At 74.1% G+C, this 20961-nt stretch carries 22 protein-coding genes and 1 tRNA gene; 6 read left to right on the forward strand and 17 right to left on the reverse strand.

The window, feature by feature from the left end; genetic code table 11:
* Positions 1-59 precede the first annotated feature (59 nt).
* Both Srubr_RS27680 and Srubr_RS27685 read left to right on the forward strand, forming a co-directional pair.
* On the forward strand, positions 60-833 hold the full coding sequence (locus Srubr_RS27680) for an SDR family NAD(P)-dependent oxidoreductase (RefSeq protein WP_189994056.1): 774 nt from the start codon (positions 60-62) through the stop codon (positions 831-833).
* Positions 834-918: 85 nt separating this feature from the next.
* Positions 919-1626 (forward strand): ester cyclase, encoded by a 708-nt coding sequence (locus tag Srubr_RS27685; protein WP_189994058.1) that lies wholly within the window; start codon positions 919-921, stop codon positions 1624-1626.
* A gap of 63 nt (positions 1627-1689) precedes the next feature.
* On the opposite strand, the gene groL is transcribed toward Srubr_RS27685, so the two are convergent.
* The 3 genes from groL to Srubr_RS27700 form a co-directional block, all read right to left on the reverse strand.
* Positions 1690-3315: a chaperonin GroEL gene (gene groL / locus Srubr_RS27690; RefSeq protein WP_189994060.1), complete on the reverse strand. Its 1626-nt coding sequence runs from the start codon at positions 3313-3315 to the stop codon at positions 1690-1692.
* A 117-nt stretch (positions 3316-3432) separates the two neighbouring features.
* Positions 3433-3741: a co-chaperone GroES gene (groES, locus tag Srubr_RS27695; protein ID WP_004955293.1), complete on the reverse strand. Its 309-nt coding sequence runs from the start codon at positions 3739-3741 to the stop codon at positions 3433-3435.
* 662 nt (positions 3742-4403) lie between these two features.
* Entirely contained in the window at positions 4404-5402 is a 999-nt protein-coding gene (locus Srubr_RS27700; protein ID WP_373313468.1) for a polysaccharide deacetylase family protein, read from the reverse strand.
* Between the two features lie 90 nt (positions 5403-5492).
* Between Srubr_RS27700 and Srubr_RS27705 the strand changes: the two genes are divergently transcribed.
* Entirely contained in the window at positions 5493-6659 is a 1167-nt protein-coding gene (locus Srubr_RS27705; RefSeq protein WP_229926628.1) for a THUMP-like domain-containing protein, read from the forward strand.
* Here Srubr_RS27705 and Srubr_RS27710 read toward each other — a convergent pair.
* The 9 genes from Srubr_RS27710 to tsaB form a co-directional block, all read right to left on the reverse strand.
* Entirely contained in the window at positions 6644-7924 is a 1281-nt protein-coding gene (locus tag Srubr_RS27710; protein WP_189994063.1) for an RNA polymerase sigma factor, read from the reverse strand. The genes Srubr_RS27705 and Srubr_RS27710 overlap by 16 nt on opposite strands.
* Positions 7925-7963: 39 nt before the next feature.
* A complete protein-coding gene (locus Srubr_RS27715; RefSeq protein WP_189994066.1) occupies positions 7964-8320 on the reverse strand; it encodes a YciI family protein in 357 nt (118 codons plus the stop codon).
* Between the two features lie 155 nt (positions 8321-8475).
* Positions 8476-9531, reverse strand: coding sequence for an LCP family protein (locus tag Srubr_RS27720; RefSeq protein WP_189994067.1), 1056 nt, complete (start codon positions 9529-9531; stop codon positions 8476-8478).
* 152 nt (positions 9532-9683) lie between these two features.
* Positions 9684-10721, reverse strand: coding sequence for a LacI family DNA-binding transcriptional regulator (locus tag Srubr_RS27725; protein ID WP_189994069.1), 1038 nt, complete (start codon positions 10719-10721; stop codon positions 9684-9686).
* A 156-nt stretch (positions 10722-10877) separates the two neighbouring features.
* A tRNA-Gly gene (locus Srubr_RS27730) sits at positions 10878-10950 on the reverse strand.
* A gap of 125 nt (positions 10951-11075) precedes the next feature.
* A complete protein-coding gene (locus Srubr_RS27735) occupies positions 11076-11333 on the reverse strand; it encodes a hypothetical protein (protein ID WP_189994071.1) in 258 nt (85 codons plus the stop codon).
* Positions 11330-12421, reverse strand: coding sequence for a tRNA (adenosine(37)-N6)-threonylcarbamoyltransferase complex transferase subunit TsaD (gene tsaD, locus Srubr_RS27740; RefSeq protein WP_189994073.1), 1092 nt, complete (start codon positions 12419-12421; stop codon positions 11330-11332). The genes Srubr_RS27735 and tsaD overlap by 4 nt, the downstream gene beginning before the upstream one ends.
* Entirely contained in the window at positions 12414-12914 is a 501-nt protein-coding gene (gene rimI, locus Srubr_RS27745; protein WP_189994532.1) for a ribosomal protein S18-alanine N-acetyltransferase, read from the reverse strand. Before rimI ends, tsaD begins: the two co-directional genes overlap by 8 nt.
* Positions 12915-12943: 29 nt before the next feature.
* A complete protein-coding gene (tsaB, locus tag Srubr_RS27750; RefSeq protein WP_189994075.1) occupies positions 12944-13600 on the reverse strand; it encodes a tRNA (adenosine(37)-N6)-threonylcarbamoyltransferase complex dimerization subunit type 1 TsaB in 657 nt (218 codons plus the stop codon).
* Between the two features lie 134 nt (positions 13601-13734).
* Between tsaB and Srubr_RS27755 the strand changes: the two genes are divergently transcribed.
* On the forward strand, positions 13735-14292 hold the full coding sequence (locus Srubr_RS27755; RefSeq protein ID WP_189994077.1) for a hypothetical protein: 558 nt from the start codon (positions 13735-13737) through the stop codon (positions 14290-14292).
* Positions 14293-14343: 51 nt separating this feature from the next.
* On the opposite strand, the gene tsaE is transcribed toward Srubr_RS27755, so the two are convergent.
* The 5 genes from tsaE to Srubr_RS27780 all read right to left on the reverse strand — a co-directional run bounded on the left by tsaE (position 14344) and on the right by Srubr_RS27780 (position 19616).
* On the reverse strand, positions 14344-14862 hold the full coding sequence (gene tsaE / locus Srubr_RS27760) for a tRNA (adenosine(37)-N6)-threonylcarbamoyltransferase complex ATPase subunit type 1 TsaE (RefSeq protein ID WP_189994083.1): 519 nt from the start codon (positions 14860-14862) through the stop codon (positions 14344-14346).
* The gene (locus tag Srubr_RS27765; protein ID WP_189994085.1) at positions 14822-16087 is read right to left on the reverse strand and encodes an alpha/beta fold hydrolase; all 1266 of its coding nucleotides are present in this window, start codon (positions 16085-16087) and stop codon (positions 14822-14824) included. The genes tsaE and Srubr_RS27765 overlap by 41 nt, the downstream gene beginning before the upstream one ends.
* 120 nt (positions 16088-16207) lie before the next feature.
* Positions 16208-17377, reverse strand: a complete 1170-nt coding sequence (alr, locus tag Srubr_RS27770; protein WP_189994087.1) for an alanine racemase — start codon at positions 17375-17377, stop codon at positions 16208-16210.
* Between the two features lie 381 nt (positions 17378-17758).
* Positions 17759-19192, reverse strand: a complete 1434-nt coding sequence (locus Srubr_RS27775) for an NAD(P)H-hydrate dehydratase (protein ID WP_189994089.1) — start codon at positions 19190-19192, stop codon at positions 17759-17761.
* Between the two features lie 52 nt (positions 19193-19244).
* Positions 19245-19616: a holo-ACP synthase gene (locus tag Srubr_RS27780; protein ID WP_189994091.1), complete on the reverse strand. Its 372-nt coding sequence runs from the start codon at positions 19614-19616 to the stop codon at positions 19245-19247.
* A 64-nt stretch (positions 19617-19680) separates the two neighbouring features.
* On the opposite strand from Srubr_RS27780, the gene Srubr_RS27785 reads away from it, so the two are divergent.
* Both Srubr_RS27785 and Srubr_RS27790 read left to right on the forward strand, forming a co-directional pair.
* Complete coding sequence (locus Srubr_RS27785; RefSeq protein ID WP_189994094.1) at positions 19681-20463, forward strand: SDR family NAD(P)-dependent oxidoreductase; 783 nt, start codon at positions 19681-19683, stop codon at positions 20461-20463.
* Between the two features lie 116 nt (positions 20464-20579).
* A complete protein-coding gene (locus tag Srubr_RS27790) occupies positions 20580-20930 on the forward strand; it encodes a hypothetical protein (RefSeq protein WP_189994096.1) in 351 nt (116 codons plus the stop codon).
* Positions 20931-20961: the final 31 nt, after the last annotated feature.

Here is a 20961-nt window from a genome sequence, read left to right on the forward strand (position 1 = left end):
ACGCGGGCGGCCTCGCGCGGTCCGCGGAGGCTGTCGGTCCGGGTCACTACGCTTGGGCCATGACAACGGCTCTGATTACGGGATCGACCGCGGGGATCGGTGCCGCGTTCGCGCGGCGGCTGGCGGCGGACGGGCAGGACCTGGTGCTGGTGGCCCGGGACACCGGGCGGCTGCGCGAGCAGGCGACGGAACTCCACGACCGGCACGGCGTCGAGGTGGAGGTGCTGCCCGCCGACCTCTCCCTGGACGAGGGCATCGAGGCGGTGGCCGGCCGGCTCGGCGACCGGAAGAACCCGGTCGACCTGCTGATCAACAACGCCGGCTTCGGCAACAAGGGCCGCTATCTGGACGTCTCGATGGCGGACGAGCTGCGGATGCTGAAGGTGCACTGCGAGGCGGTGCTGCGGCTGACCTCGGCGGCGGCCGGGGCGATGCGCGAGCGCGGCCGGGGCGGGGTGGTGAACGTCGCCTCGGTGGCCGCCTTCGTGCCGCGCGGCACCTACGGCGCGTCGAAGGCGTGGGTCGTGCAGTTCACCCAGGGCGCGGCGCGGGACCTGGCGGGCAGCGGGGTCCGGCTGATGGCCCTGTGCCCGGGGTTCGTGCGCACCGAGTTCCACCAGCGGGCCGGGATGGGCACGGACAACATCCCCGGCTGGCTGTGGCTGGACGCCGACAAGCTGGTGGCGGCGGCCCTTGCCGACCTGGCCCGCGGCCGGACGGTGTCCATCCCGGATCCGCGGTACAAGGCGCTGATGGGGCTGGTGAAGGTCACGCCGCGCGGGCTGCTGGGCGGGATCAGCTCCCGTACGGGGCGCAAGTACGGGCCGCGGTGACGGGCTGACGAGCGCCGGGTGGCGCCGCCGCCCCGGTGGGAAAATGGGCGGGACGGTTACCGGACCAGGGGCCGGAGGCGGCGCCATGACCTTCGTACAGCTCATCGAGTGCAGGACGAGCCGGCTGGACGAGATGAACCGGCTGATGGACGACTGGCTCCGGCGGGCCCACGGCAGACGGACGGCGACGCACGCGGTGGTGGGCCGGGACCGCTCGGACGCGTCGCACGTGGTGGAGGTCGTGGAGTTCCCCTCGTACGAGGAGGCGCGGCGGAGCACCGGCCTCCCGGAGGCGGAGCGGATCTTCCGGGAGCTGGCCGCGCTGTGCGAGGAGCGGCCGACGTTCACCGGTCTGGACGTCGTACGGGACGAGCGGCCGGCGGAGGGTGCCGTGCGCCGGTTCTTCCGGGCGCTGGGCACGGCGGATGAGCTGCCGCCGCTGAACGACCTGCTGGACGAGGACGTCCACAGCCGCGATCCGATGAACCCGCAGGACACCATCGGGCTGGACAACGCGCGCGCCGAGTTCCGGATGTGGCGGGGCGCCTTCGACTTCGCGTTCACGGTCGAGGACGTGCTGTGCGAGGGCGACCGGGCCTGCGCCCGCTGGTCCTGGCGCGGCACGCACCGGGGCGACTTCCTGGGGATCGCGCCCACCGGCCGGCAGGTCGCCATGACCGGGATGACGCTGTTCCGGTTCGGCCCCGGCGGAAAGATCACCGAGCTGTGGTGGCAGCACGACCAGCTGGGGCTGATGCAGCAGTTGGGGGCGCTGGACGAGCTGGAGCGGTAGGCGGACAGGGCGAAGGCCCGGCACCCTCGGCGGGTACCGGGCCTTCCCTCACGGGCGTCGGCCTCAGTGGGCGTGGCCGTGGCTGTGGCCTGCGGCGGCCGGCTCTTCCTCTTCCTTCTTCTCGACGACCAGGGTCTCGGTCGTGAGCAGCAGGGAGGCGATGGAGGCGGCGTTCTCCAGGGCGGAGCGGGTGACCTTGACCGGGTCGATGACGCCGGCCTTGATCAGGTCGCCGTACTCGCCGGTGGCGGCGTTGTAGCCCTGGCCCTTGTCCAGGTCCTTGACCTTGGACACGATGACGTAGCCCTCCTGGCCGGCGTTCTCGCCGATCCAGCGCAGCGGCTCGACCACGGCGTTGCGGACCACGGCGACACCGGTGGCCTCGTCGCCGGTCTTGTCGAGGTTGCCCTCGAGGACCTTGGAGGCGTGGACCAGAGCGGAGCCACCACCGGAGACGATGCCCTCCTCGACCGCGGCGCGGGTCGCGGAGATGGCGTCCTCCAGACGGTGCTTCTTCTCCTTCAGCTCCACCTCGGTGGCGGCGCCGACCTTGATCACGCACACGCCGCCGGCCAGCTTCGCGAGGCGCTCCTGGAGCTTCTCGCGGTCCCAGTCGGAGTCGGTGTTCTCGATCTCGGCCTTGATCTGGGCGACGCGGCCCTGCACGTCCTCCGACTTGCCGGCGCCGTCGACGATCGTGGTGTCGTCCTTGGTGACGGTGACGCGGCGGGCGGAGCCGAGCACGTCGATGCCGACCTGGTCGAGCTTGAGGCCGACCTCCTCGGAGATGACGGTGGCGCCGGTGAGGACGGCCATGTCCTGGAGCATCGCCTTGCGGCGGTCGCCGAAGCCGGGGGCCTTCACCGCGACGGCGTTGAAGGTGCCGCGGATCTTGTTGACGACCAGGGTCGACAGGGCCTCGCCCTCGATGTCCTCGGCGATGATCAGCAGCGGCTTGGAGGAGCCGGCCTGGATGACCTTCTCCAGCAGCGGCAGCAGGTCGGCGATAGCGGAGATCTTGCCCTGGTTGATGAGGATGTACGGGTCCTCCAGGACGGCCTCCATGCGCTCCTGGTCCGTCACGAAGTACGGCGACAGGTAGCCCTTGTCGAAGGCCATGCCCTCGGTGAAGTCCAGCTCCAGGCCGAAGGTGTTGGACTCCTCGACGGTGATGACACCGTCCTTGCCGACCTTGTCCATCGCCTCGGCGATCAGCTCGCCGACCTGCTGGTCCTGGGCGGACAGCGCGGCCACGGCGGCGATGTCGGACTTCTCGTCGATCGGGCGCGCGGTGGCGAGCAGGTCCTCGGAGACGGCCTTGACGGCGGCGTCGATGCCCTTCTTCAGGGCGGCCGGGGAGGCGCCGGCGGCGACGTTCTTCAGGCCCTCGCGGACCAGCGCCTGGGCGAGCACGGTGGCGGTGGTGGTGCCGTCACCAGCGATGTCGTTGGTCTTGGTCGCCACCTCCTTCACCAGCTGGGCGCCGAGGTTCTCGTACGGGTCCTCGATCTCGACCTCGCGGGCGATCGTGACACCGTCGTTGGTGATGGTGGGGGCGCCGAACTTCTTGTCGATGACGACGTTGCGGCCGCGGGGGCCGATCGTCACCTTGACGGTGTCGGCAAGCTTGTTGACGCCGCGCTCAAGGGCGCGACGGGCGTCCTCGTCGAACTTCAGGATCTTCGCCATGACAGCGGGAGCCCTCTCGGAAATCTGTGGGTGAAAAACGCCGCGCCCCGGGCGCCCGGCTTCTTATCGGTCGCGGGGGCCAGGGGCGCAGCTCAAGCGGAGAGTTGCTTGAGGTGATTACTTCTCGATGATCGCGAGCACGTCGCGAGCCGAGAGGACGAGGTACTCGTCGCCGTTGTACTTCACCTCGGTGCCGCCGTACTTGCTGTAGAGGACGACGTCGCCGACCTTGACGTCGAGCGGAAGGCGCTCACCGTTCTCGAACCGGCCCGGGCCCACGGCGAGGACGGCGCCCTCCTGGGGCTTCTCCTTCGCGGTGTCCGGGATGACCAGGCCAGAGGCCGTGGTCTGCTCGGCGTCCAGCGGCTGGACCACGATGCGGTCCTCGAGCGGCTTGATGGCAACCTTGGAGCTGGCGGTCGTCACGATCCGACCTCCCCCTTCGGAGATCTCACGGGGTTAACTGTCTGAGGTGGCGACCAGGTCGATCCGTCGTCGCGGGTGCCGGACCTGCCCGTCGCGTTTGTTGGCACTCTCACCTGCGGAGTGCCAGACCTGAGACTATGACCGGGGTTAGCACTCGGTCAAGCGGAGTGCCAATCCCGTGCGGCGCGTCGGCGGTGAATCGGCCGTCTTGGCGTTGACCGACGGTCCCGAGGGGCCGGCTCTCCTGGACACAGTCCCCCAGGCGGGCCGTCGTCAGGCCCCGCTCCCGGGCCGCCCTGAGGACCCGTGCCGCGCGCTCGCGCAGGGGTACGTGGCCCGACTCGTCGAGGTCCACGAGGACGATGTCGCCGAGGGCGCGCAGGCGGGCGAAGTGGCGGTGGCCGGGGACGGGGCGGGGGGCGCCGGGTGTCCGGCGAGCGGGCGGGCCGGGCGGAACGGGGAGCGGGGGAGCGCGTGGGCCGAGGGGCGGGCGAGCGGGCGGGGCGGTCTCCGGTGCCGGTGATTCCGGCCGGGGGCTCCGGCGTGCGGGCGCACCCCTTCGACGGCCTTCTTGCCGAGGCGTTCGATGGGGTCGACGGACTGGGCGCAGCCCGTCAGGAGCAGGGCCGGGGCGAGGAGCGCGGCAGGGCCCCGCAGGTGCCTCACAGGTAGTCCTCCAGGCGGGCGACGGCGTAGCCCTCGCGGGTGACCTTGTCCAGGAAGTTCCGCATGTCGTCCACCATCGTGCCGTTCCAGTCGTCCCGGCCGCGGAAGTGGGTGAGGACGATGTCGCCGGGGTGCAGCCGGCGGTCCCAGTCGCGGTACTCCCAGTGGTCGACGAAGACCTCCTCGTCCCAGATCGGCGCGTACTTGATGCCGCACTCCTTGGCGGCGCGCAGGGTGTCGCCGTTGTAGTTGCCGTACGGCGGCCGGAAGACGGTGGGCGCCTTGCCGAACTGCTTCTTCATGACGGTCTGCATGCCGCAGATCTCGTCGCGCTGCTCCTCGTAGGACAGCCCGGGCAGGTAGGGGTGGGTGAGGGTGTGGTTGTTCAGGGTGACGCCCTGGGCCTGCATCCGGCGGAAGTAGCCGTAGTCGTCCTCGATGACGTAGTTGCTGAGGAACGCGGTGTACGGCACCTTCAGCTCGCTCATCATGCGCAGGAACGCCGGGTCCTTCTCGGCGCCGTCGTCGATGGTGAGGAAGACGACCTTCTGCCGGGTGGGCACGGTGGTGAAGACCGGGGGGAGGTTCTCCTCCTCCTGGCCGTCCACCTCGAAGCCGTCCCGGGGGGTGATCCGGGGTTTCTCGGCGGGCGGGGCCGGCGGGGTGAGCGGGGTCCGCTCCAGGCCCCAGCGCCGGGCGGCGGCGGCCAGCCGGGCGTGTTCGGCGGCCTGGCGGGCGCGGGGGTCCAGGGGGCGGGCGGGGCCGCCCTGGGCCGGGGCCGGGGCGGGATCTCCGGCGCAGCCGGTCAGGAGGGCGGCCAGTGCGAGGGCGGTGGTGGCCGCGGCCGTCTTCGCGATCCGCGCCCGGCTTCTGTCGTCCGTCTTCGCGACCCGTGCCCGGCCTCTGTCATCCGCCTTCGCGACCCGTGCCCGGCCTCTGTCATCCGCCTTCGCGACCCATGCCCGACTTTTGTCATTTTGTACTACTGCTCGCATGGTGCCGGATCCTCCCAGGCCCCGGCCCGCGCCCCGGGCCGACACCGCCGCCGCGGGCGCACCATCCACCGACTGGCCCACAATGAGCCGGTGAACGACCTCGCTCTGCTCCTCACCCCCGAAGGCCGCGCCCTCCTCGACGAGGTGCGCGACACCGAGCCCGCGCGGGAACTCGCGGTGGCCACCCGGCTGCGCCGCGACCACCCCGCCGAACTGGTCTCGGCCGCGCTGGGCCAGGCCCGGCTGCGGCAGCGGGCGGTGGCGAAGTTCGGGGCGGAGGACGCCGGCCGGATGTTCTTCACCCCGAACGGGGTCGAGCAGTCCACCCGGGCGAGCGTGGCCGCCTACCGGGCGCGGCGGCTGACGGAGCTGGGCGTGACCTCCGTGGCCGACCTGTGCTGCGGCATCGGCGGGGACGCCATCGCGCTGGCGCGGGCCGGAATCCGGGTACTGGCCGTGGACCGCGACCCGCTGACCGCGGCGGCGGCCCGCGCCAACGCCGAGGCGCTGGGCCTGGCGGAGCTGATCGAGGTGCGCGAGGCCGATGTGACGGAGGTGGACACCGCCGGGTACGACGCGGTGTTCGCGGACCCGGCCCGGCGCGGCGGGCGCGGCCGGGTGTTCGACCCCGAGGCGTACTCGCCGCCGCTGTCCTGGGCGGTCGAGACGGCCCGCCGGGCGCCCCGCGCGGCGCTGAAGATCGCGCCCGGCATCCCGCACGAGATCGTCCCGGCCGAGGCCGAGGCCGAGTGGATCTCGGACGGCGGGGACGTGAAGGAGGCCGTGCTGTGGTTCGGCACCGGGGCGCCGGGCGCCGTACGGGCCACCCTGCTGCCGGGACCGCGCACGCTGCTCGGCCGCGGCCTGCCCGACCCGGCGGTGCGGCCGGTGGGGCGGTACCTGTACGAGCCGGACGGCGCGGTCATCCGCGCCCACCTGGTCGCGGAGGTGGCCGAGGAGCTCGGCGGCGGGCTGCTGGACGCGACCATCGCCTACGTCACCGCCGACGAGCCGCGGCCCACTCCGTACGCCACCGGCTACGAGATCACCGACCGGCTGCCCTTCAACGTCAAGCGGCTCAAGGCCCTGCTGCGCGAGCGCGAGGTCGGCACGCTGACCGTGAAGAAGCGCGGCTCGGCCGTCGAACCGGAGGAGCTGCGCCGCAAGGTGAGGCCGCAGGGGCCGAACGCGGCCACCGTCTTCCTCACCCGGGTGGCGGGGGCGCCGACGATGCTGATCGGTCAGCCGCTGGGCTGATCCGCCCGGCGCAGCAGCAGCGCGCGTTCGCGTTCGTTGCGGGTCAGACCGGCCGCCCGGAGGAACTCCTCGCGGGCCTCGGGGACGCGTCCCAGCCGGGCCAGCAGGTCGCCGCGGACGCTGGGCAGCAGGTGGTAGCCGCGCAGCGCGGGTTCGGCGGCCAGGGCGTCCACCAGTTCCAGGCCCCGCTGCGGCCCCTCGGCCATCGACACGGCGACCGCGCGGTTCAGCTCGACCACCGGGGACGGCGCGCGGGCGGCCAGCAGTCCGTACAGGGCGGCGATGGCCCGCCAGTCGGTCTCCTCGTAGGTGTACGCGCGCGCGTGGCAGGCGGCGATGGCCGCCTGGAGGGCGTACGGTCCCGGCGGTCCCGCCGCGGTGGCCCCGGCGCGCTCCAGCGCGTGCACCCCGCGCGCGATGAGCATGCGGTTCCAGCGGCGGCGGTCCTGGTCCCGCAGCAGCACCGGTGTGCCGTCGGGGGCGGTACGGGCGGGGGTGCGGGACGCCTGGAACTCCAGCAGCGCGCTCAGGCCGTGCACCTCGGGCTCCCCCGGCATCAGCCCGGACAGCACCCGGGCCAGCCGCAAGGCGTCCTCACACAGGCCGGGGCGCAGCCAGTCGTCGCCGGCGGTGGCCGCGTACCCCTCGTTGAAGATCAGGTAGACGACGTCCAGGACGGAGCCGAGGCGGGCGGCGCGGTCGGGCCCGTACGGCACCTCGAAGGCGACGTTCTTCGCCGCGAGGGTGCGTTTGGCGCGGACGATCCGCTGCGCGACCGTCGCCTCCGGCACCAGGAAGGCGCGGGCGATCTCGGCCGTGGTCAGGCCGCCGAGCAGGCGCAGCGTGAGCGCGGTGCGGGCCTGCGGGGTCAGCACCGGGTGGCAGGCGGTGAAGACCAGCCGGAGCAGGTCGTCGTCGATGCCGTCGGGCTCCGCGGGCTCCGCGGGCGGCGCGGTGGTCTCCAGGTCCCGGCCGATCTCGGCCAGTTTGCGGGCGTAGACCTCGCGGCGCCGGACCAGGTCGACCGCCCGGCGCCGGGCGATGGCCGTCAGCCAGGCACCGGGGTTGTCGGGCACCCCGTCCCGGGGCCACTGCTCCAGCGCGGCGACCAGCGCGTCCTGCGCCAGTTCCTCGGCGATCCCGACGTCCCGCACGATCCGCGTGACGCCGGCGATCACCCGCGGCGCCTGGAGCCGGAAGACGGTCTCGATGGCCTGGGCGGGGGTCGGCCGGTCTGCCGTGGGCTGTGGTCGCACAGCCCACATGCAACACCGAGTGAGGCTTTCGGCCAAGTGGCTCAGTACTCAGTACTCAACGATTTCCCGCAGCTCGCAGGCGATGGTCCACTCCGGGCCGTGGATGCTCAGGAAGCGCCGGGTCCATTCCAGGGCCTCGGCGCGGTCCTTGCACTGCATGAACGCGTAGCCGCCGACGACCTCCTTGGACTCGGCGAACGGCCCGTCGGTCACGGAGGTCCGCTCGCCGTCCCAGGCCACCCGGACGGCCTGCGCGGCCGGGGTCAGCCCGGAGGTGTCGAGCAGGACGCCGGCCTTGGTCATCTCCTCGATCAGCTCACCCATCCGCTGCATCAGCTCCGGGCTGGGGCCCCCGGCGGGCGCGGTGGACTCGTCGATGCGCACGAGCGACAGGTAGCGGGGCATGGTGTCTCCCTCGGTCGGGCGGTGGGGCCGTTCCCCACCGCTCGCCTGTACGTCGAACGGGAGACGCAGGGATCGACACGGGCACCGAAAAAATCCGGGGAGATTTTTCCGCCGCCCGTTCCGCACACCCCAAAAGCCCCCAAACACCTCGAAGTTCAGCGCAGGGACGCCCAGAGTTCGCTCGCCCGGGGTTCCTCGGGGATCACGCGGTTGGGGTCGGAGGGGGCCGTGACGACCGGCATCGTCACCGTGGTCACCCGGTCGGCGGTGAGGCCCTCCAGGCTCCGGCCGAGGCTCATCAGCTCGCCCAGGGAGTCCAGTCCGGTGTCGGTGGTCAGGCCGGCGGTGGCGGCGTCGGCGACCCGGTACAGCCGGGCCGGGTCGGTGAGCAGTCCGGCGTCGGCGACCTGCTCCAGCAGGGCCTTCACCAGCGTCTGCTGGAGCCCTATGCGGCCCAGGTCGCTGCCGTCGCCTATGCCGTGCCGGGTGCGGGCGAGGGCCAGGGCTTGTGCGCCGTCGAGGTGGTGGGTGCCGGCCGCGAGGTGCAGGTGGCTCTGGTCGTCGTCGATGTCCTGGCCGGTGGTGACGTCCACCCCGCCGAGCGCGTCGACCAGCCGGGCGAAGCCGGAGAAGTCGATTTCGAGGTAGTGGTCCATGCGGACGCCGGTGAGGGTCTCCACGGTCTTCACCGCGCACACCGGACCGCCCACCGCGTAGGCGCTGTTGAACATCACGCCGTACGCCGGTGCCGAGGCGCCGCCCGAGTCGAGCGGGCAGGACGGGCGGGTGACGAGCGTGTCGCGCGGGATGCTGACCACGGTCGCCGTCGTCCGGCCCGCGTCGAGGTGCACGACCATCGCCGTGTCGGACCGGGCGCCCTCGCTGTCCCCGCCGCCCAGTTCCCGGTTGGCCTCGCCGCTGCGCGAGTCCGAGCCGAGGACCAGGACGTTCAGCGAGCCGGTGGGCACCGGGGGGCCGTCGGCGGAGGCGGCCGGGGCGGGGGTGAGCATCGCGCGGGCGGGCCGGTCGTCGCCGAGCGCGCTGTCGATGTCGACGCTGGTGATGTTGTGGTTCAGGTGCCAGTACGCCCAGCCCGCCGCCGCCACGGCCAGCGCCAGGGTGCCCGTCAGGGTCAGGCCGGCGATCCGGAGCGCCGTGGACCGCCGGCCCGTCCGTCTGCCCGTGTCGCCTTGCTCCTCGTGTCGCGTCACGAGAGGAACATAAGTCCGAATGATGAACGCGCTGTTAGCGCTTTCGGCGCAATCCGGTTTTCTTGTGAAATTCTCATTCAGCGGTCCACGCCGGGCCGTTGGACGAGGCGCCGGCGCGACAGACGGCCGCGCGGGCCGGGACTCTCGGCACGTCAGCTCCCGGCCGGCGCGGGAGCGGCGGTGCTGGAGCGCACCACCAGGCTCGTCGCCAGCTCGACCCGGGTCGTCGCCCGCTCGTCCTCGGCCCGCCCCAGCTCCAGCACCAGCCGGGCCGCGGCCTCGGCCATCTCGGTCAGCGGCTGCCGTACGGTGGTCAGCGGGGGGCCCACCCAGCGGGCCACCGGCAGGTCGTCGAAGCCGACCACGCTGAGGTCCTCCGGGATGCGCAGGCCCAGTTCCCGGGCGGCCTCGTACAGGCCGAGGGCCTGGAGGTCGTTGCCCGCGAAGACGGCGGTGGGCCGGTCCGGGCGGCGCAGCAGCTCCAGTCCCAGGCGGTACCCGGCGTCGTGGTGGAAGTCGCCGGTCAGCACCAGCGAGGGGTCCACGGGCAGCCCGGCCGTCTCCAGCGCCGCCCGGTAGCCGTCCATCCGGGCGCGGCTGCCCATCATCCGGGACGGGCCGCTGATGGCGCCGATCCGGGTGTGGCCGAGCTCCACCAGGTGCCGGGTGGCGGCGAGCCCGCCCTGCCAGTTGGTGGCGCCGATGGAGGGCACGTCCGGGCCCGGGTCGCCGGCCGGGTCCATCACCACGAACGGGACGGAGCGGCTGGTCAACAGGGCCCGCTGGGACTCGTCGAGGTCGGACAGCACCAGCACCACGCCGTGCGGGCGGCGGGCGGCGACCTGGTCGGCCCAGGTGCGGCCGGGGGTGAGCCGGCCGGCCGACTCGGACAGCACCACGCTCAGCCCGGCGTCCCTGGCCACGTTCTCCACGCCCCGGATGACCTCCAGCGCCCAGGCGCTCTCCAGTTCGTGGAAGACGAGGTCGATCAGCGGCGAGCGGGACGCCTCGGCGCGCCGGCGCCGGTAGCCGTGGGCGCGCAGCAGCTCCTCGACCCGGGTGCGCGTCGCCGGGGCGACATCGGCGCGGCCGTTGAGGACCTTCGAAACAGTCGGGGCGGAGACCCCGGCCTCCCGGGCGATCTCGGCGAGGGTCGCCGTCTGGGTTGCTGCGGGCTTCGGCGGCTTCATACCGGCGATCGTAGCGGCGCGGAAGCGTGCGACGAAGAACTGTGCACCGCAAAGCCCTCGAAACTTTCGGACTGGGGTCCGAAATCTGGCCGAAACTTTCGGGCCCGCCACAACGCCGACACCCCGCCTCCGGTGTCCCGGGGGCGGGGTGTCGAGTGGAGCGCCGGGCAGGCCTTGCACCTGCATCTCCCCGCAGGAAGCGGGGCGTCTTTCCTTGGACCACCAACGCACTGGCTCCGGGCCGGTGTTCCGGCCGTTCGCTGTGTGATGATCATAGCGCAGGAAGGGGGCCCCTCCGCAACTCCAGTCACAGGAGTCTCGCCGGCCTCAGGCGCCCCACCGCGCTCCCCTGCGTCAGCCGTCCGCCACCGACTCGAACCGCCACCGGTGCACGGCCCGCGTCACCAGCTCCGGGTCCGGCTCGGGCAGCTCCGGCAGCGGGGCGTCGTACGGGGCGTCCCACCAGGTGACGACCAGCACCCGGTCCTGCGGCGCGCGGAAGGTCTCGCGGCGCAGCGGCTCCCCGGCCAGGCGCTGGGCGCGGACCCAGGCGAGCAGGTCGGCGCCCCGGCCCTCGGCGGCCCGCGCCTCCCACATCAGTGCGACGGTCACGAGTACAGGTTCTCCTTGCTGACCTCGTGCACGTGGTCGTGGCCGTGTCCGGGGACGTGCGGGTCGGTCACCGGCAGGGAGGAGTCGGCCGACAGGTCCCAGCTGGAGGCGGCCCGGTTGCGGGCGACCATCTCGGCGCCCAGCGCGGCCACCATCGCGCCGTTGTCCGTGCACAGCTTGGGGCGCGGCACGCGCAGCCGGATGCCGGCCGCCTCGCAGCGCTCCTGGGCGAGGGCGCGCAGCCGGGAGTTGGCCGCGACACCGCCGCCGATCATCAGGTGGTCCACGCCCTCGTCCTTGCAGGCGCGGACGGCCTTGCGGGTCAGCACGTCGACCACGGCCTCCTGGAAGGAGGCGGCGACGTCACGGACCGGGACCTCCTCGCCGGCCGCGCGCCTGGCCTCGATCCACCGGGCCACGGCGGTCTTCAGGCCGGAGAAGGAGAAGTCGTACGCCGGGTCGCGGGGGCCGGTCAGGCCGCGCGGGAAGGCGATGGCCGCCGGGTCGCCCTCCTTGGCGTAGCGGTCGATGACGGGGCCGCCGGGGAAGCCCAGGTTCAGCACGCGGGCGATCTTGTCGAAGGCCTCGCCGGCCGCGTCGTCGATGGTCGCACCCATCGGGCGCACATCGGAGGTGATGTCCGCGGACAGCAGCAGCGAGGAGTGGCCGCCGGAGACCAGCAGGGCCATCGTCGGCTCGGGCAGCGGGCCGTGCTCCAGCTGGTCCACGCAGATGTGCGAGGCGAGGTGGTTCACGCCGTACAAGGGCTTGCCGAGGGCGTAGGCGTACGCCTTGGCCGCCGAGACGCCGACGAGCAGGGCGCCCGCGAGGCCGGGGCCCGCGGTGACCGCGATGCCGTCCAGGTCCTTGGCGCTGACTCCCGCCTCCTTCAGCGCGCGGTCGATGGTGGGGACCATCGCCTCCAGGTGGGCCCGGGACGCCACCTCCGGTACGACACCACCGAACCGGGCGTGCTCGTCGACGCTGGAGGCGACGGCGTCCGCCAGCAGGGTGGTGCCGCGGACGATGCCGACGCCGGTCTCGTCGCAGGAGGTCTCGATGCCGAGGACGAGAGGTTCGTCAGTCATTGATCTCGGTTCCTTGTACTGGGTCGGACCCGGCGGCGGTGCCGCTGTCGGATCCCGTGGTCAGGCGCATCACCAGGGCGTCCACGTTGCCGGGCTGGTAGTAGCCGCGCCGGAAACCGACGGGGACGAAGCCGAAGCGTTCGTAGAGCTTCTGGGCGCGGACGTTGTCGACCCGGCATTCGAGCATCACCTCGGGGCACTCGAACGCGGTCGCCGCGCGCAGCAGTTCCGCCAGCAGGCGGGCGCCGAGGCCGGTGCCCTGGTGGTCGCGGGCGACGGCGATGGTCTGGACGTCGGCCACGTCACCGGCCGCGGCCAGGCCCCCGTACCCGACGATCCGGCCGTCGGCGGACTCGGCGACGAGGTAGCACCGGGTGGACTCGGGGCCCCGGGCGTGGGCCAGCTCGGACCAGAACATCCCGCGGGACCAGGCGTCCTCGGGGAACAGGTCCCGCTCCAGCTCCAGGACCGGGTCGATGTCCCACCAGCGCATCTCGCGCAGTCGGGGAGGTGCCGGCTGTGTCACTTGGGGGTGACCACCTTGTAGTTCTTGGGGACCTGGGCGTCCGGGCGGCGCAGGTACAGCGGCCGGGGCGCGGGCAGTTCGCCGCCCGCGGCCAGCCGCTCCGCCGCGAGCGAGGCGAGCGCGGCGGCGGACACGTGCTCGGGCTCGTGGGCGCTCGGGAACGTGTCCGGGTAGAGCAGCGCGCCCGCGCCGACCGCGGGCAGGCCCGCGACCCGCTCGGCGATGTCGGCGGGGCGGTCCACGGCCGGATCGGTCAGCCGGGTGCGGGAGTCGGCGTACGTCGCCCAGTAGACCTCCTTGCGCCGGGCGTCGGTCGCCACGACGAAGGGGCCCTTCTCGATGTCGGCGGCGTAGGCGAGGCCGTCCAGCGTGCACACGCCGTGCACCGGGACACCGAGCGCGAGGCCGAAGGTGTCCGCGGTCATCAGGCCGACGCGCAGGCCGGTGTAGGGGCCGGGTCCGGTGCCGACGACGACGCCGGTGACGGACTCCAGCTTCAGTCCGGCCCGGGCGAGGACCCGGTCGACGGCCGGCAGCAGCAGCTCTCCGTGCCGGCGCGCGTCCACCTGGCTCGTCGAGGCGATGACGTCCGTGCCGTCGTGCAGCGCGACGGTGACGGCGGGTGTTGCGGTATCCAGAGCGAGCAAGAGCACGCGAACAGCCTACGGCGCCCGCGGCTCGCGCACGGCCGCCCGGGACGAACGGCCACCGGCTGCTACGGTCTCCACGAATACGACATATGCCTCAAAACAGGCTCGAAGCGGACGCGAAGCAGAGGTGGGCGCAGGTGGCAGGGACCAGCTCGGCGATCGTGGCCGGCCTCACCGCGGCGGCCCTGGGAACGGTCGGTTTCCTGGCGCTGCGGGCCCAGGCGACCGTACCGGCCGCGCTGCGCGACGGGCCGGCGGCGAGCGCGTCCGCGGCGGCGAAGGCGAAGGCGCCCCGGGACCGGCGGCACCCGACCGCCCTGCCGGACGGCTCCGGAACGGGTGAACGGGTGGTGTACTCGGTGGACGACGACCGGGTCTGGCTGGTCGCCGCCGGCGACCGGGTGCGGCGCACCTTCACGGTGCGTCCGGGCAGCGTCGACCCGGCGCCGGGCACGTACTGGGTCACCTCCCGCTCCAACACGGCCACCGGCACCGACGGCCTGCCCGTCGAGCACGTGGTGCGGTTCACCAGCGTGGACGAGGTGGTGATCGGGTTCAGCGCGGCCGTGCACAGCGAGTCGGGCCCGGTGGCCGACCCGAACGTGAAGACGGGCGGGATCCGGGAGAGCCGGGCGGACGGCGACGCGCTGTGGCGGTTCGCCACCATCGGGGTGCCGGTGGTGGTGATCCGGTAGGACGCCGGGCCGGCCGCCGGATGCGACGCCCCGGCGGCCGGGCGCGGGCGCTCAGCCCGCCAGCGTCCCCAGGCCCGCCTCGGCCCACCGCTCCCCCAGCCCGGTCAGCGTCACGTGCCGGACCTCGTCCGTCGTGTCGCCGACCGCGCGGTGGATGACGACCTGGAGGCGGTCCTCGGCCAGTTCCTCGACCTTGCCCTCGCCCCACTCCACGACGATCACCGAGTCCGGCAGCGAGACGTCGAGGTCCAGGTCCTCCATCTCGTCCAGGCCGCCGGCCAGGCGGTAGGCGTCGACGTGCACGAGGGGCGGGCCGTCGCCGAGGGACGGGTGCACCCGGGCGATGACGAAGGTCGGCGAGGTGACCGCGCCGCGTACCCCGAGCCCCTCGCCGAGCCCCCGGGTCAGGGTGGTCTTGCCCGCGCCGAGCTCCCCGCTGAGCATCACCAGGTCGCCCGCGCGCAGCAGCCCGGCCAGCCGCCGGCCCAGCTCCCGCATCTGCTCGGGGGAGGTGATCGTCAGCCGGATCTCAGCGGCCGCGTGCGCTGCTGGTGCTGCTGGTCGTTCCATAGCCACTTACGGTAGCCCCTGCGGGCCCCGCTCCCGCGCGGGTGAGCAGGTCGGCGAGCCGGTCGGTGACCACCTCGGGGTGCTCCAGCATCACCAGGTGCCCGGCGTCCGGCACGAGCACCAGCTCGGCGTCGGGCAGCAGGCCGGCGATGGCCTCGCTGTGCTCACTGGGCGTGACCAGGTCCTGCACCCCGGCCAGCACCAGCACCGGCAGGTCCCGGAAGCGGGCGAGCGCCTCGGTCTTGTCGTGGTCGGTGAAGGCCGGGTAGAACTCGGCGACGACGTCGATCGGCGTGGACTCGATCATCCGCTCGGCGAACCGCTCCACCGACGGGTCGACCTCCCCGCCCGCGAACGAGTACCGCTTGATGATCCCGGCGAACAGGTCGGCGGTGGCCCGGCGCCCCTTCTCCACCAGCTCCGCCTGCCGGCCGAGCGCCCGGAGCACCCCGGGCAGGATCCGGCGCACCGCGTTGACCCCGGCCACCGGGAGCCCGAAGTTGACCTCGCCGAGCCGCCCGGACGACGAGCCCACGAAGGCGGTGGCGGCCACCCGGTCCCGGATCAGCTCGGGGTACTGGGCGGCCAGCGCCATCACCGTCATCCCGCCCATCGAGTGGCCGACCAGCACCACCGGGCCGTCGGGGACGGCGGCGTCCAGCACGGCCTTCAGGTCCCGGCCGAGCTGGTCGATGGTGACCGGCACCCGGTCCCGGGTCTGGGCCACGCCCCGCCCGGACCGGCCGTGGCTGCGCTGGTCCCAGTACACGGTCCGTACGACCCCGCGCAGGGCGGCCCGCTGGAAGTGCCAGGAGTCCTGGCTGAGGCAGTAGCCGTGGCAGAAGACGACGGTGACCGGGGCGGGCGCCTTGCTGCCGAAGAGCCGGCGGCGGCGCGGGGAGACCTCCGGGCCCTGGTCGGGCTCGGCCTCGTCGACCTCGTAGTACAGCTCGGTGCCGTCGTCGGCGTACGCCGTGCCGGGGGTGCCGCGCAGGGTGCCGTACGGGCCGGCCGCGTCCAGCGCCAGCCGGGCCTTGCGGCGCACCTCGCGCCCCACCGTCATCCGCTCCACGGCGACACCGGCCGCCGCGCCCGCGGCGAGCACGCCCAGCGCGGCACCGGCGATGCCGGTCGCCCGGCGCCAGCTCCCGGCCGCCCCCGCGGCGGAGGCGGAGGCGGCCGAGGCGACGAGGTCCGCCACGGTCTCCGCGCTGCTCTCGCTCACGTACCGCTCCTCTTTCCCCTGCTGGAGTTCGCCTGGACGGGCGAAACGGATGGTGACGCCGGTGGTCCCGGGCCGCGTGCCGGTGCGGCCGGTGGTCCGGGGCCGTCGCTCCGGGACGGGTTACCCCGCTTCCCGCTCGTCCACATGGACGCGCGGGACCCGGGTGCCGATGCGGGTGACGATCTCGTACGCGATCGTGCCGCAGGCCTGCGCCCAGTCCTCGGCGGTGGGCTCGCCCCGGTCGCCCGGTCCGAAGAGCACCGCCTCGGTCCCCACCGGGGGCTCGTCACCGCCGAGGTCCACCACGAACTGGTCCATGGCGACCCGCCCGGCGACCGTCCGCCACTTGCCGTCGACCAGCACCGGGCCACTGCCCGAGGCGTGCCGCGGGATGCCGTCCGCGTAGCCGACCGGGACCAGGCCGAGGGTGGTCTCGCCGGGGGTGACGTAGTGGTGGCCGTAGCTGACGCCGTGGCCGCCCGGTGCGTGCTTGACCAGGGCGAGGGAGGCGCTGAGCGTCATCACCGGGCGCAGCCCGAAGTCCGCCGGGGTGCCCAGTTCCGGGCTGGGCGAGACGCCGTACATCGCGATGCCGGTGCGGACCAGGTCGAAGTGGCTCTCGGGCAGGGTGAGGGCGGCCGGCGAGTTGGCGATGTGCCGCACCTCGGGCCGTACGCCCCGCTCCTCGGCGTACGCCACCATCTCCCGGAACCGGGTGAGCTGGGCGGCGATGGAGGGGTGCCCCGGCTCGTCGGCGCACGCGAAGTGCGACCACAGTCCGGTGACCCGGACCAGCCCCTCGGCCTCGGCGCGCAGCGCCTCGCCGACCAGTTCGGCCCAGTCGGCGCCGGGCTGGCAGCCGTTGCGGCCGAGCCCGGTGTCGGCCTTGAGCTGCACGCGCGCGGGGCGGCCCGCCGCGCGGGCGGCGGCGGTGACCTCGCGCAGCGCCCACATGCCGCTCAACGACACGTCGATGTCGGCCTCGACGGCCTCCCGCCAGGGGCCGCCCGGCACCCACAGCCAGCACAGCAGGCGGCCGGACAGCCCGGCGGCACGCAGTGCGAGGGCCTCCTCGGCGGTGGCCGTGCCGAGCCAGGTGGCACCGGCCGCGAGGGCGGCGCGGGCGCACGGCACCGCGCCGTGGCCGTACGCGTCGGACTTGACGACGGCCATCACGGCGGCGCCCTTCGCCCGGGCGCGCAGGGCGCGCACATTGGCGCGCAGGGCGCCCAGATCGATCTCGGCGCGGGCGCGCAGGGCGGCGGTCGGCTCAGCTGCTGTCTCAGTCATCGCGCCCCAGTCTCTCAGAGGCCGCCGACGGCCCACGGGGCCCGGGCCCGGCGACCGGGCTCCCCCACGACCGCCCGGCCCCCGACAACCACCGGCGAGCGCCCAGCCTCACGACACACCCGGCCGGGCCGGGGAGGCGGTGCCCGCGGCACGCCCGGCCCGCCCGGAAACCCGGTACCCGCAACACGCCCGGCCCGCCCGGAAACCTGTACCCGCAGCACGTCCGGCCACCGGGGACCAGGTACCGGCAACGCACCCGACCCGCCAGGATTCGCGTACGCGCAACACACCCGGCCTGTCAGGAATCCCGTACGCGCAACGCACCCGGCGCGCCCGGGAACCCCGTACCCGCGACGCGCCCAGGTACCGGACCGCGACGGCTCAACCCCGTACGTTCCGCCACGCCTCCGGAATCCGGGCCGCCACGTCGTGGGCCCCCGTCGGCGCCCCCTGCGCGGCGAAGCGGCCCGCCAGGCCGTGCAGGTACGCGGCCACGCTCCCGGCGTCCAGCGGGTCCAGGCCGGACGCCAGCAGGGAACCGGCGAGGCCGGAGAGCACGTCGCCGCTGCCGGCCGTGGCCAGCCAGGGGGTGCCGGTGGGGTTGACCCGTACCGGTCCGCCGTCGGGGCCGGCGACCAGGGTGGTGGAGCCCTTCAGCAGGACCGTCGCCCGGTACCGCGCGGCCAGTTCGCGCGCCGCGGCCAGCCGGGCGGCCTCGACCTCCTCGCGCCGCACCCCCAGCAGCGCGGCGGCCTCGCCCGCGTGCGGGGTCATCAGCGTCGGCGCGCCGCGCCCCCGTACGGCGTCCCGGTCGGCCAGCCGCAGCCCGTCCGCGTCGAGCAGCACGGGCACGTCCGTCGCCAGCACCTCGGCCACGGTCGCCGCGTCGTCCCCGGCGCCCGGCCCGGTCACCCACGCCTGCACCCGGCCGGCCTTGGCGGGTCCGGCGTCGGAGACCAGGGTCTCCGGGTAGCGCGCGAGGACCGCGTCCCCGGCCGGGCCGACGTACCGCACGGCCCCGGCCCCGCCGCGCAGCGCCCCGGACACCGCCAGCACGGCCGCGCCCGGGTACCGGGCCGAGCCCGCCGCGATCCCGACCACCCCGCGCCGGTACTTGTCGCTCTCCGCCTCCGGGGTCGGCAACAGCCGCGCCACGTCCGCGTGTTGCAGGGCTTGCAGTACGGCGTCGGCGGGCGGCGGTTCGATGCCGATGCCGACGAACCGGACCACTCCGGCGTACTCCCGCGCGGGGTCCACCAGCAGTCCGGGCTTGTACGCGCCGAAGGTGACGGTCAGGTCGGCGCGCAGCGCGGCCCCCCGCACCTCCCCGGTGTCCGCGTCGACGCCGCTGGGCAGGTCCACGGCGACGACGGCGGCCCCGGACCGCTCGACCGCCTCGGCGAGCCGTGCCGCGTCCGGCCGCAGCCCGCCCTTGCCGCCGATGCCGACGATGCCGTCCACGACCAGGCGGGCCCGCGCGACCGCCGCCTCACCCCGGTCCGCCGTGACCGCCCGGCCGCCCGCCCGGCGCAGCGCGGCGAGCCCGGCGGTGTGGGTGCGTCCGGGCGCGAGCAGGACGGCGGTCACCCCGGCGCCGCGCCGGGCCAGCCGGGCCCCGGCGTACAGGGCGTCCCCGCCGTTGTCCCCGCTGCCCACCAGCAGCACCACCCGGCTGCCGGACACCCGCCCGAGCAGTCCGGCGCAGGCGGCGGCCAGTCCGGCGGCGGCCCGCCGCATCAGCGCGCCCTCCGGCAGCCGTGCCATCAGGGCCCGTTCGGCCGCCCTTACCGTCTCCACGCTGTACGCAGTACGCATGGCACCGAGTCTGCCCCCGAACCGGGGCCGTCCACACCCGGCGCGGGCCCGGTCAGCCCTCGGCGACCACCACGGCCGAGGCCACCCCGGCGTCGTGACTGAGCGACACGTGCCAGGCCCGCACGCCCAGCTCGGCCGCGCGCGCGGCCACCGTGCCCTTGACCCGCAGGCGGGGCTGGCCGCTGTCCTCCACGTACACCTCAGCGTCGGTCCAGTGCAGTCCCGGCGGTGCCCCCAGCGCCTTGGCCAGCGCCTCCTTGGCGGCGAACCGGGCCGCCAGCGAGGCGATGCCGCGCCGTTCCCCGCTGGGCAGCAGCAGTTCACGCTCCACGAACAACCGGCCGGCCAGCCCCGGCGTCCGCTCCAGGGATGCCCGGAACCGGTCGATCTCGGCGACGTCGATGCCCACCCCGATGATGCTCATGCCGAGCACCCTACGGCCCGGGCCGACGGCATACCGGCGACACCACGTCGCCTACGCTGCGGGCATGACCTCAACGAACGCTTATCTCTCCGGCCTGTTCTCGCTGGACGGCCGTGTCGCGCTGGTGACCGGCGGCAGCTCTGGCATCGGGCGGGCCGTCGCGGGGGCGCTGGCGCGGGCCGGGGCGAGCGTCGTGATCGTGGCCCGGCGTGAGCGCGAACTCACCGACACGGTCGCGGAGTTGACGGCCGACGGCTGCCGGGCGGCCTGGGTGAGCGGTGATCTGGGCAGCCGGGACGGGGTGCGCGCGGTCGCCGAGGACGCGGCGGCCGTGTTCGGGGAGCCCGACATCCTCGTCAACTCCGCCGGGATCAACCTCCGTCCGCCGCTGGGCGAGCTGGGCGAGGACGTGTGGGACGCCACCATGGCGGTGAACCTGGAGGCGCCGTTCCTGCTGGGGCAGCGGTTCGGGCCGGGGATGGCCGAGCGGGGCTTCGGCCGGATCATCCACATCAGCTCCCAGCAGGCGCACCGGGCGTTCGTGCAGAGCGGTGCCTACGGCGTGTCGAAGGGCGGGCTGGAGTCGCTGGCCCGTTCCCAGGCCGAGGCCTGGTCACCGTACGGGGTCACCTGCAACACCCTGGTGCCGGGCTTCGTGATGACCCCGCTCAACGCGCGGCTGTCGGCCGACCCCGAGCGGGTGGCGGCCCTGGCCGCGCGCACGATGACCGGCCGCAACGGCCTGGCCGAGGACTTCGCGGGCGCGGCCGTGTTCCTGGCGAGCGGCGCCTCCGCCTATGTCACCGGCCAGTCGATCCACGTGGACGGCGGCCTGTCCGTCCACTGAGCGTCCGCGCGCACCGCCCTCAAGATCACGACCGGGCGGTGGCCCAGTAGCCTTCCCGGTGACCGGCGTCGCGCACGTCAGCTCGGCGCCCACGCACACAACGGGAGGACAGCACCTTGAAGTCGAGGTTCCTGGGCAGCGCGCTCACCACCGCCGTTCTCGTCGGCACGGCCCTCACCGGGACCGTCGTCGGCGCCGGTTCCGCCTCCGCGGCGTCCCTGCCGAAGGACTGCAGCAAGGCGATCGTCAACGTCAAGGCCAAGGAGACCGTCAACGTCCGCACGTCCCCGAAGACGACCGCCACGGCCGTCGGCATCTGGGGCAAGGGCCGCAAGGGCACGCTGTGCAACGACGGCAAGGCCTACAAGGGCGGCTCGTACACGGCCTGCGGCAAGAAGAGCAACCTGTGGTACTACGGCGGCGAGAAGAAGACCGGCTGGGTGCCGAAGACCTGCATCAACTGGTGACCACCGGCCCGGCCCGACCGGGCGGAACGGT

It is taken from the genome of Streptomyces rubradiris (assembly GCF_016860525.1).
In the GTDB taxonomy this organism is placed as follows: Bacteria; Actinomycetota; Actinomycetes; order Streptomycetales; family Streptomycetaceae; genus Streptomyces; species Streptomyces rubradiris.